The organism is Actinomadura citrea (genome assembly GCF_013409045.1).
Taxonomy (GTDB): Bacteria; Actinomycetota; Actinomycetes; order Streptosporangiales; family Streptosporangiaceae; genus Spirillospora; species Spirillospora citrea.
The window spans coordinates 8,334,254-8,347,915 of the sequence record NZ_JACCBT010000001.1 but is presented as its reverse complement, the minus strand read 5'-3'; the positions used below and the strand labels follow the sequence as shown (position 1 = coordinate 8,347,915).

The window sequence follows — 13,662 nt, the reverse complement described above, 5'->3', positions numbered from 1 at the left end:
TTGAGGGAACCGCTGCTGTCGCCCCCGATGTCGACCGGCCCCGGTCAAAGCGTGCTTCTGACTCTCTTGCGCAGTCGACGGCCGATCTCGATGGCTGCCCCTTCTCCCGTGTCCTTCAGGGGGCGGCGGTGGCGCTGACCTTCGGCTGGTCTCTGGCCGATGACCCGGCCGAGTTCGACGCGGGCGAGGAATTCCTGCTCGCGCGGGCGGCGACCAACCTGCCCCTGCTGATCGCGCTGTCCGCCGTCCGCCGCTCGGGCGGTGGGCGGACACCACCATCGCTGTTCGGCTGGTGGACCGGCCATGAGGGAGCAGTCGGAGGCGCGTTCGTCCGCCCGTCTTTCGGTCCGCTGCTCCTTGGCGACATGCCGGTGGAGGCTGCTGCTGCGTTGCCCGGGCAGTTGGACGGCAGGCCCCATACGTGGGAGGGGCGCAGCGACCTGGCTGAGGCGTTCGCGTCGGAATGTCCTGGGCAGCCGGTCGGCCCTCGATCGCGGCTGCACCGGCTGGAGACGCTCTGCCCGTGTTCGACGCCGGACGGTTTCGCGCGCCCCGCGACGCCGGCGGACCATGACCTGCTGGACCGCTGGTACGAGGCCGTCACCCGGGGCCACGGCACGCTCGGCGCCGTGGCCGGCCGAATCGCCTCCGGCGACCTGAACGTCTGGGAGACCGGTGGCCGCGTGGTGGCCGTGGCCGGTCACGGGCCCCGGTTCGGCCCGGCGGTGCGCCTCGACCCGATCTACACCGCGAGCGAGCATCGGGGACATGGCTACGCGACCGCCCTGGTAGCCGCCATCACCCGCTCACTGCTGGCCACTGGTGTGACCGAGGTCGTGCATGTCACGACCCCAGCGAACCCTGCGGCCTACCAACGTCTCGGCTACCAGCCCGTCGCTGACTATGTGACGTTCTCGCGCTTCGCCTGAGCCCATGCCCTGGACGGCGGTGGCGACCGCCTCCAGCAGTCAGGCATACGGCCCGGCCACGGCGGCCGGTACCGCGGGGACATGCTGCTCATCGTTCGTGGCCGCAGAGGTCCTTCCTGTAGGCAGTGGAGTTCACGGCTCCGCTGGAAGACCCGCGGCGTGGGCGCCGGTCACAGGCGGTGCGGAGCGCCAGCCGGCTCCGCACCGATCGCCCGCCCCAGGGTCGCGGCGCCGCCCTAGGCGGGTCGACGCCGGAGCGTGAAGGCCCGTTCGGCGACGGGCATCGGGGGTGAGTCTGGTCGGGTGACGCCAAGAGCCGGCCCGTCGAATGGGCTTCGTGGCATAAAAGAAGACGGCGGGAAGGATGCACCTGCCCGCCGTCGATTGGGAAGCGATGGGGGTGGCCCCTTCGCCCGCTGGTAGCGATAAAGAGGAGCACCTCTCTCCGCGAGTAAGTTCAGCAGCATGGCCGCTGACCTCATCGGGGGGATGCCACTCCCACCGTTGTGCATGAAGTTTCAGGTCGGGCGGACCTTCGACCTCACGATAGGGTGTCTTGCCCGAGACACCGTTTTTACTTGGATGTAGAACGAGAGTTGCCGGCCCTCGTTCACACCCGCATACACCCACGTCTTCTCACGTGTGATTCCTTGGGTGCGAAGTAAGAGTTAGCCAGCTCTCGACCGGCAGTGTACCGCATGTCCCTCGCCGGACAATACGGTGGTCGGGCCGCGGGATCGATGCCTTGGTTCCGGAGGAGCAGGGAAGCGTGGCACGCACCGGGCGGTCAGTTTCAGGTTCTGGAATATGCGGAATCATCGACAACAACAAGCTGGTGGTTCGGATCCGACGCCGTAGCGGGATCACCCTCCGACCAGTGCGAACACAATCAGATGTTGCTCGCTTTTCGAGATCCTTCGCGTGCGGATGGGGTGCAACTGGGCGTATCTGGATTCCAGCGTTCGGGAGTATGCGCGCATGGACACGGGGGACTCGGGCTGGGTAAGTACAGGGGCTTCGGATAGACCGGAGGGCCCGACATCCTTAATTCAGGGCCGAGGTCCTAGCCGCCGCTGAAACTTGCCGTAGGCGGTGGAGCAACAAATGCGCCCCGCTCAGCCTGGAGGGTCTGCCTCCCGTCAGGCGCCCCGAACTCGCGAGGTGCTCCTGGAGGATCGCCTCCAGGACCGGACGAGGATCGTGATCGCCGGACGAACCTTGAGCACGCGTTACGTGACGCTCTTCCGCTTGGCGGGAACTCAGGCCCTGGCAGAGGCAGCGGTCGCCTCCGGCGGTCCGGCATAGGAGATCCGCTGCGGCGGCCGGTACTGCGGTGCGGGACATGGCCGCGGATGTCCTCGATCACCCAAGATCCAGCGCAAGGTCAACTACCGCAGGTCGACGGGCGAGCGGGACAAGCTGATCAACAAGTCGAAGCGGCCGGTGAAGCGCACCTACACGCTCACCAGGCAGGCGGGCACGAAGTGGAACGTCAGCGTCGAGGCGTCCGCGTCGTTCAAGGTCTGGATCTTTGCCGAGGTGAACGTGAGGTCGCCGGCTCCGTGCGCTGATCGCGATGCGCGCGGCCGTACTCGCGGTCGCCATGAGCCGCTTGCGATGGGGCACCTTCCACGGACAGTCCATTCTGCGGACTCGGTCCGTAGACAACCGAAAAAAAAGAGAAAAGAGGAAAGGCAATGGCAGGCTCCAAGATCACACGACGCCAGGTCATCGCAGCGGCAGCTGTCGGGGCGGTGCTCGCGGTGACCCGTGACAAGGACGAGGAGCAGGGTGACACCACCACCCCGCAGGAGACTCCTCGCTCTGGCGAGTCCACCGAAGAGCAGCCGAACCGCTGATCGCAAAGCATTCCAGCCGGGCCCTCTCGATGAGGGGGCCCGGCCCTTCTCTTGGGCCTGGCAGGGTTATCTCTGAGTGGACGTTGCGAAGAGGTCGTCTCGTGGCGAACCAGATCGCGACCGAGTTGTTCCCCCCTTTTTTCTTGAGCTGGAGCTCTTCCCGCCGCAGTCCGCCCCCTCACTTCGCGGGCGTGGGCCGACGGCAAGAGGAGGGACGAGGGTCACATGCCCAGGGCGTGGCGGAGGTCGTGCGCCGACTCCAGGACGATCAGCGCGCCGATGGTGATGAAGGCGACCGGGACGAGCCATCGGCCGTGCTGGTCGAGAAGGTCGATGACCTTCTTGTGCGAGCCCAGCCAGGACGCGGCCACGCACCACAGAGCCACGCCGGCGGCGAAGACAGCGACGGTGACGAGGGTGGGCGCCGGGCCGATGGTGCGGAAGACCGGGGTGTAGGCCGAGATGTTGTCGGCGCCGTTGGCGATCGTCACGCCGGCGATCGGGAGCAATCCCGAGGCCACCGCGGGAGGGCCGTCTTGGTCGCGGGAACGGACGGCCGCGACGAGCCCGCGGACCCCCAGGGCCAGCGGGACGAGGCCGAGCAGACCGATCCACTCGTCAGGGACGATCGTCAGGCCCAGCGCGGCGACCACCGAGACGAGGACCAGGGCGGCGATGCCCGCGTACTGGCCCGCCCAGATCTGCCGGGGCCTCGGGGATCCCGTCGCTCGCCCGGACAGGAAGAGGACGGTCAGGACGATGAGGTCGTCGACGTTCGTCGCCGCGAACATGCCGCACGCCGTCGCGATCGTGCCCGCGATTCCGTCCACCTGCCGGAACCTACCGGAGCGGGGAGAAGGTCGGGAAGGCGACGTTCGTGGGGGCGGCCGCATCTTGGAAGTGGTCCGGAGGATCGTGGCGGGCGCCGAAACTCCATACATCCGTCTGCGACGTCTCCACGCCTTCGGTGGTCGGCATCCTCGGAGCCGGGTCGAAGACCCAACCTCCGCGTAATGAGAATTCACAGAACGGCCGCTGCTTGACGTCGGCGGGCCGAGTAACAGCGTTGGCCGGGACCGGCCGAAGGGGATCTGTGTTCGGCTCGCGGTAATACCTGTTGTCCGCATGTGGGCAGGTCAGGCCGAATGTCCGCGCGAAGTCAAAGGCGGGATTAGCCTGCCGCCATGTTCGCGCACGAGTGGGTGCTTGTCGACGAGAACGTCACCCGGCGCGTCGCGGAAATGTTTCGTGGATGGGTGCTCCTGGCGCACAACGCGCCTTTCGACTACGGATTCCTGGCCGAGGAGTTTGTCGTCGTGGCGGCGATCGACGGTGTGGTGACGTTCGGGGAAATGGGCGCCGTCGAGGTCACCGTGGGTCCGGGTGACGGCGAGCGGGTGCCGGTGCAGGCGACCCTCGACGCCGGGACCACGGAGCGCACCATGCTCCTCGCCGAGGTCTACCGGCGCGAAGGGCGGTGGCGGCTCCGCGTGGTCGGGCAGGGCCACGACTCCGGCTGTACGGGCCGGCGCGCGGTCTCGGCGTCGACGTCGAGGACCGACCGGCGCCGGGACCGGCGACCACATCAGGACGTGCGGGGGAACGCGGGGTAAGGGAATTGGTCTAGCGGCCCGCAACGGGCGGGCCAGCGGGTAAACCTGCATCTGTGCAGGTGAGTTATGTGAGTGTGGCGACGCCGGGACGGGAGAACGAGGACTTCGTGGCGGCCGGGCCCGGGTGGGTGGTGCTGCTGGACGGCGCGACGGCGCCGCAGGGGGTGGACAGCGGGTGCCGGCACGATCCGGCGTGGCTGGTGCGCAGGCTCGGCGGGCGGATCGCGGCGCTGCTGGCGCTGGAGGACGGCAAGCCGCTGCCCGACCTGGTCGCCGAGGCGATCAAGGTGACCGGGGAGGCGCACACCGAGACGTGCGACCTCGGGAATCCGGACAGCCCGTCCGCGACCGTGTCGCTGCTGCGCCGCCGCGGCGGGGCCGTGGAGTGGTACGTCCTCGCCGACTCGCCGATCGTGGTGGACGTCGGCGAGATCAGGGTCTTCCGGGACGACCGGGTCGACCATCTGCCGAGCTACACCCTGGAGGGCGTGCGGCGTTCGCGCAACAGCCCCGGCGGGTTCTGGGTGGCGAGCACCAGGCCGGAGGCCGCGTACGAGGGGCTGACCGGTGAGGTGCCGGTCGAGGGGCTGCGGCGGGCGGCGGTGCTGAGCGACGGCGCGTCCAGGCTCGTGGAGCGGTTCGGCCAGATGGGGTGGGGCGATCTGCTGCGCCTCCTGGACGAGGAGGGCCCGCGGGAACTGGTCAGGAGGACCAGGGCCGCGGAGGCGGCGGCGACCGCCGCCCGCGGCAAGCGGTACGACGACGCCACCGCCGTCTTCGTGCGCTTCGACACCTGACCGCGGCCCGCCCTTCCGCCAACGCGTCGGGGTCGCCCTGCCTCAGCGCGTCGGGGCCGCCCTGCCTCAGCGCGTCGGGGCCGCCCTGCCTCAGCGCGTCGGGGCCGCGATGTGCGGCCACCAGGCGTCCAGGTCCTCCGGCAGGTGCATGCCGTCCACGCGGAGGGTGGCGGGCATGAGGGGGAAGCGCCGGCCGGCGGGGAACGTGCGCTCGTAGGACGGCGGGTCGATCACGACGACGCGGGTGCCGTTCACGACCGGGATGTCGGCCGGTACGCCCTCGTTCCAGATCCACTCGCCGTGCGCGTCGACGAGGTTCCACGGGCTGGAGATGACCGGCGGCCCGGGCGGGGCGTCGGCGTTCAGGAAGCAGGCGATGATCTCGGGGGCGGGACGGTCGCCGGTCAGCCCGCCGGGACGTCCGATGAGCGCGCCCCCGAGCAGGACGTGCAACTGGAAGTTGTCGCCGATCCCGCCGATGGTGACCGTCCAGCCCTTTCGGCTCGCTCGGTCGAGGACGAGGAGGCGCTCGCCGTCCAGGACGCGCAGCAGCGCCTGGTAGTGCTCCATCTGCCCGAGGTACTGGGACGCCTGCCCGGCGGCGAAGGTGAGGAAGTCGCGGTCGGCGAGGCCGGCCCGCACCGAGGGTCCCATCTGCAGGACGGTGCAGCCCGCCATCGTGAACTGCGGCAGCGCGAACCACGACATCATCGCGGTCACGGCGCCGTCCCCGAGGTGCGGCGCGACGGTGTCGAAGACCTGCTGGGACGGCTGCTCCTCCTGCATGTCCGGCGGCGGCTTGCCGCCGGCGGCCTGGTCCCACGCGTTGGCGAACGCCAGTGCGGCGGCGGTGACCTCGGAGAGGCGGTGGACGAGGGGCTCGCCGACGGCGGCGGGGTCGGCGCCGTTCTCGATCCAGGCGCCGGAGACGATGGCGAGCCAGCCGCCGAGGTTCGGGGGTGCCTCGGCGATGCCCTCGGCCAGGCGGGGCAGCGCGGCGGTCATCTCGGCGGGGGAGGCTGTCTGGAATACCTGCATGAGCTGCGGGAGGAGGTCGCCGAAGGAGCGGTCCTCGACCATCGCGGCCCGGACGATCTGATCGACGAGAGGCTGGAGCGACATAAATGATCAGCCTGGCATATCGGGGGCGCAGGCCCGGAACCCGCCCACCATCCTGGAATCTGATTCTAGAATGACACGCATGGAGCCACAGGATTTCGCCGACGTGCTCAAGGCCGTCCGCAGCTTCGTCCGCGACCAGGTCGTCCCGCGCGAGGAGGAGATCGAGGAGACCGACGCGATCCCGGAGCAGGTGCGGCGCACGTCCCGCGACATGGGCCTGTTCGGGTACGCGCTGCCCGAGGAGTACGGCGGGCTCGGCCTGTCGCTGAGCGAGGAGGTGCGGCTGGTCTTCGAGCTCGGCTACGCCAGCCCCGCGTTCCGCTCCATGTTCGGCACCAGCAACGGCATCGCCGGGCAGGTCCTGGTGAACTCGGGGACGGCGGCGCAGAAGGACGCCTGGCTGCCGAGGCTCGCGTCCGGCGAGGTCATCGGGGCGTTCGCGCTGACCGAGTCCGAGGCGGGGTCCGACCCGAGCGCGCTGACCACGACCGCGGCCCGCGACGGTGACGACTACGTCATCGACGGCGCCAAGCGGTTCATCACCAACGCGCCCGAGGCCGACGTCTTCATGGTCTTCGCCAGGACGGGCGGCCCCGGCTCCCGCGGCATCTCCACCTTCCTCGTCGAGAAGGGCGCGGACGGCCTGCGCGTCGGTCCGTCCGACGAGAAGATGGGCCAGCGCGGCGCCCACACGGCCGAGGTCTTCTTCGACGGTGTGCGCGTCCCCGCCGACGCCTTGGTCGGGACGGAGGGGACGGGCTTCCGCACTGCGATGGCGTCGCTCGCCCATGGACGAGTCAGCATCGCCGCCGTCTGCGTGGGTCTCGCCCAAAGGATCCTGGACGAGACCGTCGCGTACGCGAAGGAACGCAGCCAAGGCGGCAAGGCGATCGGCGAGTACCAGCTCGTCCAAGGGCTCATCGCCGACTCCCAGACCGAGCTTTACGCCGGACGCTCGATGGTCCTGGAGGCGGCCCGCGCCTACGACGCCGGCGAGGACACCAAGCTCGGCCCGTCCTGCGCCAAGTACTACTGCTCGGAGATGGTCGGACGGGTCGCCGACCGCGCCGTCCAGGTCTACGGGGGCATGGGCTACATGCGCGGCGTCGCCGTCGAGCGCTTCTACCGCGACGTCCGCCTCTTCCGCATCTACGAGGGGACGAGCCAGATCCAGCAGCTCGTCATCGCCCGCAACCTGCTGCGCTGACCAGCGCGGACACCGTCGCGGGAATCTGGTTCGCACCACGCGCCCAGGCCGTGTATGGTTTCACTGCGCGAACGACGCAGGCCCCTTTAGCTCAGTCGGCAGAGCGTCTCCATGGTAAGGAGAAGGTCTACGGTTCGATTCCGTAAAGGGGCTCACGACATCCCGGCCGCCATCCGCACTCCGGACGGCGGCCTTCGTCGTACCGGGGGCACGGCCGCCGCCGGTTCGCGGCGCCGACCGTCCTGATTCGCTCCATACCTGGGCCTGTGGTACCGTCCCACCGGTTCTAGCAGGACGTTTCGCAGCTCATCGGTGCACCCGGTAACCTGGGGGACGGTCCCGCGGAGCCCGCGGAACCGGTTCCCCGATGCTCATCCGGGTTCTCGTGTTCCCAGGGCTCGGTGCGCATCCGGTATCCTGGCAATCCGGTCCACACCGACCATCACGGCGGGGTAGCTCAGTCAGGCAGAGCAAGCGGCTCATAATCGCTGTGTCGCCGGTTCAAGTCCGGCCCTCGCTACTACCCAGGTCTCTCACCCCTCGACGGGGGTGAGCAGGCTGGGTCGAATCGCCGGCCGTCCCCCGGGACGGCCGAGGTCCGAAAGTCCATGTCCCTAGCTCAGAAAGGCACTCCATCGTGGCTGCCACCGACGTCCGGCCGAAGATCACGCTGGCCTGCCAGGAGTGCAAGCACCGCAACTACATCACGCGGAAGAACCGGCGCAACGACCCGGACCGCCTGGAGATCAAGAAGTACTGCCCCAACTGCCGGACGCACCGTCCGCACCGGGAGACCCGCTAACCGAGGTCCGGACGGAGAAGTACTGCCCGCTGCGCTCGACCGCAGGGCCAGGACCCACCGTCCGAACAGGGAGATCCCGCCGGCCACGGACTCACCGTCCGGCCCGGGAACCCCGTCCACGGCGCGAGTCCGCCCCGCAGGCCCCGCAGACTTCTTCGCACGCTTGCCCTGACACGAATCAGCCCGTTCTCGCAGTGAGGCCCGCGAGAACGGGCTGAACGTCGTCCTGGTGCCGTCGGTCCGCAAGAAGCGGATCAGCGGTGCTGATCCACCCGGAGAGACGGCCGCCCGCAGCGCAACAGGGCACTGCACAGGTCCCGAGGACCGGTCGGCAGCTCAGCTGCCGACCGGTCCCCGGGCAGGTTTCACCCAGGCGCTTCTCAGGCAGTTTTCACCTGGTTGATTCCCGGGCGGTGTTGGGACGGTTGGTCTCGTCCGTGAGCATGAACTCCTCGATCTCCTGCAGCTCCGGTTCGGCCATCTCGATCAGGTCGGCCTCGACGAGCCACCGGACCCAGGAGAACGTGAGACCGGGCTTGCTGGCCCACTCTTCGTCGGTGAGCTCGTTCCTGACGCGCTGCAGGGTGCGCTGGGCCAGTTCCTGCAACTGGGTCTTGGAGACCCATCGCACGTTGTGGAACGAGCCCCGATCAGGGGTGAGGCACCCTTCCACCTCGGCAACGTACAGCTGCCAGAAGTGGCCGAGTCCGAACGGGCCGTCCCCGCGCTTGCACGGGTTGGAACGCCACACCGGCTCTTCGAACAGCGGTCGCAGCGATGTGACGATCAGGCCCGTTTCTTCGCGGACCTCTCCGTGCGCCGCTTCGTCGAAGTCGGCGAAGTCGTCGGTGACATGCCCGCCCACGCCGGACGCGCCGCGGCCGTCGGAAATGTCGCCGATCAGCACACCCAGCTGCGGATCGGTGACGATGACGGCGACAGAATGACCGTCGCATGGTTTTTTGGGCTTATTCGGGGCAGCGTTCATCGCTGCTTCACTCCCTCTTCTTCTTGTTTGTCGGATATCTCGCGGCACTGTGCCGCAGTCAGGACAGTCCAGGACCGGCGACCTTTGGCAATGGTCGGGCGTGCCCCGACGGGCGACGCCTCCAGGCCGGTGCGCGCACTGATCATCGCGGTGCGCACGCAGGTCAGCGCGGCGCGCACCGCGGGTCCTCGACCGCCGGAACTCGTCCGCCATCGGGGGTTGCGGCCGGCCCGCAGCATCGGACGATCAAGAGCGTGCCCGAGATTCGGGTGCACTTGCGACGTCTCGGACGGCGCAAGGAGCTTCAACGGAGAAAAGAGATGACAGAACCGATTTCTCCCTCAGCCGGTTCGGCTGAGAGGCACGGCCTTCACCTGACCACCTCCGGCGCCCCCGAGCCCGCCCTGGTCGAGCCCAGCTCGTTCCTGGGCCGGCGGGCGCAGGCCGAGTTCGAGAAGGGCTTCCGGGCCCTCGACGGCATCGGCCAGCCGGCGGTCACCGTGTTCGGCAGTGCCCGCACCGAGCCCGGCACGGAGGAGTACGAGCTCGGCGTCGGCATCGGCGCCGCGCTGGTCGCGAAGGGATTCGCCGTGATCACGGGCGGCGGTCCCGGCGCGATGGGCGCCGCCAACAAGGGGGCGCACGCGAGCGGCCTCTCGGTCGGCGTGGGCATCGTGCTGCCCAACGAGCAGCAGCTCAACCCCGACCTCGGCATCGGGGTCGAGTGCCGGTACTTCTTCACCCGCAAGGTGATGTTCGTGAAGTACTCGGACGCGGTCGTGGTGCTGCCGGGTGGTTTCGGCAGCCTCGACGAACTGTTCGAGGTGCTGACCCTCGTCCAGACCCGGAAGATCCCCTGGCGGCCGATCGTGCTGGTCGGCCGGAAGTACTGGGGAGGACTGGACGCCTGGATCCGGGAGACCATGCTGCCCAGCGGCAAGATCTCCCCCGGGGACCCCGACCTCTACCGTCTCGTCGACACGGTGGACGAGGTCATGGACCTCATGCCCGAGCACGCCGTCTCCCAGGACGGCGTGAAGTAGGGATCCCGCTCCCCAGGCGGGTTCCCTGAGCGTCACTGGACTCCCGGTCGGACAGCGCCTCGCTGTCCGCCCGGGAGTTTCACGTATGCGAACGACCCGCGCCCGCCAACCCCGAACAGAGCCCCCGCACCCCGCTCACTCCACGCACCGTCCACTTCCACGGGCGGCCCATTCCCCCGGCCGTCCGCACGGTCCCGGCAGGTCCGTTCTCGGCGGTGAGACCCGCGCGGACGGTGTGAATGCCGTTCTGTTACCGTCCGTCCGAAGAGACGGAACCAGCGCGCTCAGAGGGCGCCCGGGCACCCCCGGCCGGCGTAGCGGTGCGGCCGGCGAGAGTCCGCGGGCCCTGGTCCATCTGGAGGGAACGGACTGCATGGCACTCAACCGTGATTTCATCGGGCGGAGCTTCCCGCCCAGCGAGCCCTACGAGGTCAGCCGGGTGAAGATCCGCGAGTTCGCGGACGCGATCGGTGACCGCAACCCGCTCTACCGCGACCGCGAGGCGGCCAAGGCGGCCGGGTACCCCGACGTCATCGCGCCCCCCACCTTCCCGATCGTGGTCTCCCTCGGCAACCCCGGACTCGCCGACCCCGACCTCGGCCTCAACTACGCGATGGTCGTGCACGGCGAGCAGCGCTTCGAGTACACGCGCCCCCTGCGCGCCGGCGACGTCATCACCTGCACCTCGACGATCACCGAGATCAGGTCGATCGGCAACAACGAGAAGATGGTCGTGGAGACCGAGATCGCCACCGTCGAGGGCGAGCCGGTCTGCAAGTCCTACAACACGATCGTGGAGCGGGGTGCCTGATGACCGCCAAGGTGAACTACGCCGACGTCGAGGTCGGCACCGAGATCCCCAAGCAGACCTACGCCGTCGACCGCGCCAACCTCGTCATGTACGCGGGCGCGTCCGGCGACTTCAACCCGATCCACTGGCGCGAGGGCGTCGCCAGGGCCGTCGGCCTCCCGGACGTGATCGCGCACGGCATGTACACGATGGCGCAGGGCGGCCGGTTCGTCACCGACTGGGCAGGCGACCCGGGCGCCGTCGTGGACTACGGGGTACGGTTCTCCTCTCCGGTCGTGGTCCCGGACGAGGGCGGCGCGACGCTGGAGATCAGCGGCAAGGTGGAGGAGAAGCTCGACGACAACAAGGTCGTCGTGGCGCTCACCGCCAGGTCCAACGACCAGAAGGTCCTCACGCGCGCCAAGGCGGTCGTCAAGCTCGCCTGAGCGCGGTGACGCACCGGCCGGGGCCGCCCCGGCCGGTGCGCACGTCAAGGGGACGAGGGCGGGCCGGCCCGGCGGCGCGGGGCAGGGCAGGAGGGGGAGACGACGTGGCGGTGTTCGCCGAAGACGTGAACCTGGCCGGATACACCACGCTGCGGCTGGGCGGTCCCGCGCGGCGCTTCGTCGAGGCGACGACCGAGGCGGAGCTGGTCGCCGCCGTCCGCAAGGCCGACGACGAGGGCGAACCGGTCCTCGTGCTCGGCGGCGGCAGCAACCTCGTGGTGTCCGACGACGGGTTCCCCGGCACCGTCGTGCACGTCGGGACCCGCGGCACCGAACGCGTCGCAGCCGAGGGCGGCAGGGTGCTCCTGCGCGTCCAGGCCGGCGAGGACTGGGACCCGTTCGTCGCCCGCTGCGTCGCCGACGGGCTCGCCGGCGTCGAGTGCCTGTCCGGCATCCCCGGCCGCGTCGGCGCCACGCCGATCCAGAACGTCGGCGCCTACGGGCAGGACGTCAGCGAGACGATCGTGGAGGTCCGCGCCTACGACCGGGAGGCCCGCGCCTGTGTCACCCTCGACCGCGACGCGTGCCGGTTCACCTACCGGCACAGCGTCTTCAAGGGCAATGACCGTTATGTCGTCCTGGACGTGACCTATGCCCTGGACGAGGCCGAGGAGTCGCAGCCCATCGCCTACGCCGAACTCGCGCGGAGGCTGGGCGTCCGGCCGGGGGACCGGGTCACGCTGAAGGAGGCCCGCGACGCCGTCCTCGAACTGCGGCGCGGCAAGGGCATGGTCCTGGACGCGACCGATCCCGACACCCGCAGCGCCGGGTCCTTCTTCACCAACCCGATCCTCGACCCGGACCAGCTCGCCGAGCTCGAACGCCGCGTGGCCGAACGCCTCGGCCCGGACGCGACGTTCCCGCGCTATCCGGAGGCCGGCGGCCGGGTGAAGACGTCCGCCGCCTGGCTCATCGACCGCGCCGGGTTCACCAAGGGCCACGCGCGCGGACCGGCCCGCATCTCGACCAAGCACACCCTCGCCCTCACCAACCCGGGAGGCGCCACCGCCGCCGACCTGCTCGCGCTGGCCCGCGAGGTCCGCGACGGCGTCCGGGACGCGTTCGGCGTCGAGCTGGTCAACGAGCCCGTCATGATCGGCGCGAACCTCTGACCGCAGGTCCGAGGGCTCTGACCGCGGGCCGCCGGAGCCGCCTTGGTAGGGTGGACGGCGTCGAGGGGGAGTAGTCCCAATCGCGTGATCGACATACTGGCGCCGCCGACGGCGCCCGGTCACGCGGGCCCGATTCACATCGCGGCGGACGAGACCTTCGGCCCGGAAGTCATGCCGGGCCGAGGTCGTGCGCGCGAGCCCCCGCCCTTCGCCCGGCAGCACGAGCGAAAGGGATCAGGTGACCGCCTTCCTCATCAGCCTGGCCGTGATCTTCGTGGCCGAGCTGGGCGACAAGAGCCAGCTCATGGCCATGACGTTCGCGACCCGCTTCCGGGCGCTCCCGGTGCTGATCGGCATCACGGCCGCGACCGCGATCGTCCACCTGGCCAGCGTCGCCCTCGGCGCGGCCCTCGGCGCCGCGCTCCCCACCGGCCCGATCTCGATCATCGCCGGCATCGCGTTCCTCGGCTTCGCGCTGTGGACGCTGCGCGGCGACGAGCTGGACGACGACGAGCGCGACAAGGCGCGGCGCGCCACCGGATCGGCGATCCTCGCCGTCGGCGGGGCGTTCTTCCTCGCCGAACTCGGCGACAAGACGATGCTCGCCACCGTGACCCTCGCCGCCGACCACGGCGGCCTCGCCGGGCTGACCGGCGTGTGGCTCGGCTCGACGGTCGGGATGGTCGCCGCCGACGCGCTCGCCATCGTCGCCGGCCAGATGCTCGGCCGCAGGCTGCCCGAGCGCGTCATCAAGTACGGCGCCGCAGCAGGGTTCGCCATCTTCGGCGTCCTGCTCCTGTTCGAGGGCATCACCGCGTGACCCGGCGGGAACACTCACTCCAGGGCCCTTGAGCAACCGCGAGGCTCCACCGCGGCAGGGCCCGGACGGGAGTT

General features: G+C 69.8%; 15 protein-coding genes and 2 tRNA genes. 13 read left to right on the top strand and 4 right to left on the bottom strand.

Going from position 1 to position 13,662, the window contains the following annotated elements; genetic code table 11:
- The first annotated feature begins 128 nt into the window (after positions 1-128).
- A complete protein-coding gene (locus BJ999_RS38220; protein WP_179837739.1) occupies positions 129-929 on the top strand; it encodes a GNAT family N-acetyltransferase in 801 nt (266 codons plus the stop codon).
- Positions 930-2,626: 1,697 nt separating this feature from the next.
- Entirely contained in the window at positions 2,627-2,788 is a 162-nt protein-coding gene (locus tag BJ999_RS38215) for a hypothetical protein (RefSeq protein WP_179837738.1), read from the top strand.
- Between the two features lie 221 nt (positions 2,789-3,009).
- Here BJ999_RS38215 and BJ999_RS38210 read toward each other — a convergent pair whose 3' ends face one another.
- Positions 3,010-3,618 carry a cadmium resistance transporter gene (locus BJ999_RS38210; RefSeq protein ID WP_229810608.1) on the bottom strand — a complete coding sequence of 203 codons (609 nt, stop codon included), beginning with the start codon at positions 3,616-3,618 and terminating at the stop codon, positions 3,010-3,012.
- A gap of 354 nt (positions 3,619-3,972) precedes the next feature.
- On the opposite strand from BJ999_RS38210, the gene BJ999_RS38205 reads away from it, so the two are divergent.
- Positions 3,973-4,401 (top strand): TerD family protein, encoded by a 429-nt coding sequence (locus BJ999_RS38205; RefSeq protein WP_218935424.1) that lies wholly within the window; start codon positions 3,973-3,975, stop codon positions 4,399-4,401.
- Positions 4,402-4,469: 68 nt separating this feature from the next.
- Entirely contained in the window at positions 4,470-5,198 is a 729-nt protein-coding gene (locus BJ999_RS38200) for a PP2C family serine/threonine-protein phosphatase (protein ID WP_229810607.1), read from the top strand.
- Between the two features lie 90 nt (positions 5,199-5,288).
- Here the strand turns inward: BJ999_RS38200 and BJ999_RS38195 are convergent, their stop codons facing one another.
- Positions 5,289-6,320 carry a hypothetical protein gene (locus BJ999_RS38195; RefSeq protein WP_179837735.1) on the bottom strand — a complete coding sequence of 344 codons (1,032 nt, stop codon included), beginning with the start codon at positions 6,318-6,320 and terminating at the stop codon, positions 5,289-5,291.
- Between the two features lie 79 nt (positions 6,321-6,399).
- Between BJ999_RS38195 and BJ999_RS38190 the strand changes: the two genes are divergently transcribed.
- The 4 genes from BJ999_RS38190 to rpmG all read left to right on the top strand — a co-directional run bounded on the left by BJ999_RS38190 (position 6,400) and on the right by rpmG (position 8,329).
- Positions 6,400-7,527 carry an acyl-CoA dehydrogenase family protein gene (locus BJ999_RS38190; RefSeq protein ID WP_179837734.1) on the top strand — a complete coding sequence of 376 codons (1,128 nt, stop codon included), beginning with the start codon at positions 6,400-6,402 and terminating at the stop codon, positions 7,525-7,527.
- Positions 7,528-7,607: 80 nt separating this feature from the next.
- Positions 7,608-7,680, top strand: a tRNA-Thr gene (locus tag BJ999_RS38185).
- A 293-nt stretch (positions 7,681-7,973) separates the two neighbouring features.
- Positions 7,974-8,047: transfer RNA gene (locus tag BJ999_RS38180), tRNA-Met, on the top strand.
- A 117-nt stretch (positions 8,048-8,164) separates the two neighbouring features.
- The gene (gene rpmG, locus BJ999_RS38175) at positions 8,165-8,329 is read left to right on the top strand and encodes a 50S ribosomal protein L33 (protein WP_026404241.1); all 165 of its coding nucleotides are present in this window, start codon (positions 8,165-8,167) and stop codon (positions 8,327-8,329) included.
- Positions 8,330-8,720: 391 nt separating this feature from the next.
- On the opposite strand, the gene BJ999_RS38170 is transcribed toward rpmG, so the two are convergent.
- Both BJ999_RS38170 and BJ999_RS38165 read right to left on the bottom strand, forming a co-directional pair.
- A complete protein-coding gene (locus tag BJ999_RS38170; RefSeq protein ID WP_179837733.1) occupies positions 8,721-9,317 on the bottom strand; it encodes an NUDIX hydrolase in 597 nt (198 codons plus the stop codon).
- Complete coding sequence (locus tag BJ999_RS38165; protein WP_179837732.1) at positions 9,314-9,496, bottom strand: hypothetical protein; 183 nt, start codon at positions 9,494-9,496, stop codon at positions 9,314-9,316. Before BJ999_RS38165 ends, BJ999_RS38170 begins: the two co-directional genes overlap by 4 nt.
- A 141-nt stretch (positions 9,497-9,637) precedes the next feature.
- On the opposite strand from BJ999_RS38165, the gene BJ999_RS38160 reads away from it, so the two are divergent.
- From BJ999_RS38160 to BJ999_RS38140, 5 genes are all read left to right on the top strand, one after another.
- Complete coding sequence (locus tag BJ999_RS38160; protein ID WP_179837731.1) at positions 9,638-10,360, top strand: LOG family protein; 723 nt, start codon at positions 9,638-9,640, stop codon at positions 10,358-10,360.
- Between the two features lie 373 nt (positions 10,361-10,733).
- Positions 10,734-11,171, top strand: coding sequence for a MaoC family dehydratase N-terminal domain-containing protein (locus BJ999_RS38155; protein ID WP_179837730.1), 438 nt, complete (start codon positions 10,734-10,736; stop codon positions 11,169-11,171).
- A complete protein-coding gene (locus tag BJ999_RS38150) occupies positions 11,171-11,596 on the top strand; it encodes a MaoC family dehydratase (RefSeq protein ID WP_179837729.1) in 426 nt (141 codons plus the stop codon). The genes BJ999_RS38155 and BJ999_RS38150 overlap by 1 nt, the downstream gene beginning before the upstream one ends.
- A gap of 104 nt (positions 11,597-11,700) precedes the next feature.
- Positions 11,701-12,768 (top strand): UDP-N-acetylmuramate dehydrogenase, encoded by a 1,068-nt coding sequence (locus tag BJ999_RS38145; RefSeq protein WP_179837728.1) that lies wholly within the window; start codon positions 11,701-11,703, stop codon positions 12,766-12,768.
- Positions 12,769-13,006: 238 nt separating this feature from the next.
- Entirely contained in the window at positions 13,007-13,588 is a 582-nt protein-coding gene (locus BJ999_RS38140; RefSeq protein WP_179837727.1) for a TMEM165/GDT1 family protein, read from the top strand.
- The last annotated feature ends 74 nt before the right edge of the window (positions 13,589-13,662 follow it).

Coding starts and splice junctions, on each gene's coding strand:
- BJ999_RS38190 (WP_179837734.1), top strand. CDS start 6,400: ATGGAGCCACAGGATTTCGCCGACGTGCTCAAGGCCGTCCGCAGCTTC.
- BJ999_RS38155 (WP_179837730.1), top strand. CDS start 10,734: ATGGCACTCAACCGTGATTTCATCGGGCGGAGCTTCCCGCCCAGCGAG.
- BJ999_RS38195 (WP_179837735.1), bottom strand. CDS start 6,320: ATGTCGCTCCAGCCTCTCGTCGATCAGATCGTCCGGGCCGCGATGGTC.
- BJ999_RS38215 (WP_179837738.1), top strand. CDS start 2,627: ATGGCAGGCTCCAAGATCACACGACGCCAGGTCATCGCAGCGGCAGCT.
- BJ999_RS38170 (WP_179837733.1), bottom strand. CDS start 9,317: ATGAACGCTGCCCCGAATAAGCCCAAAAAACCATGCGACGGTCATTCT.
- BJ999_RS38150 (WP_179837729.1), top strand. CDS start 11,171: ATGACCGCCAAGGTGAACTACGCCGACGTCGAGGTCGGCACCGAGATC.
- BJ999_RS38205 (WP_218935424.1), top strand. CDS start 3,973: ATGTTCGCGCACGAGTGGGTGCTTGTCGACGAGAACGTCACCCGGCGC.
- BJ999_RS38160 (WP_179837731.1), top strand. CDS start 9,638: ATGACAGAACCGATTTCTCCCTCAGCCGGTTCGGCTGAGAGGCACGGC.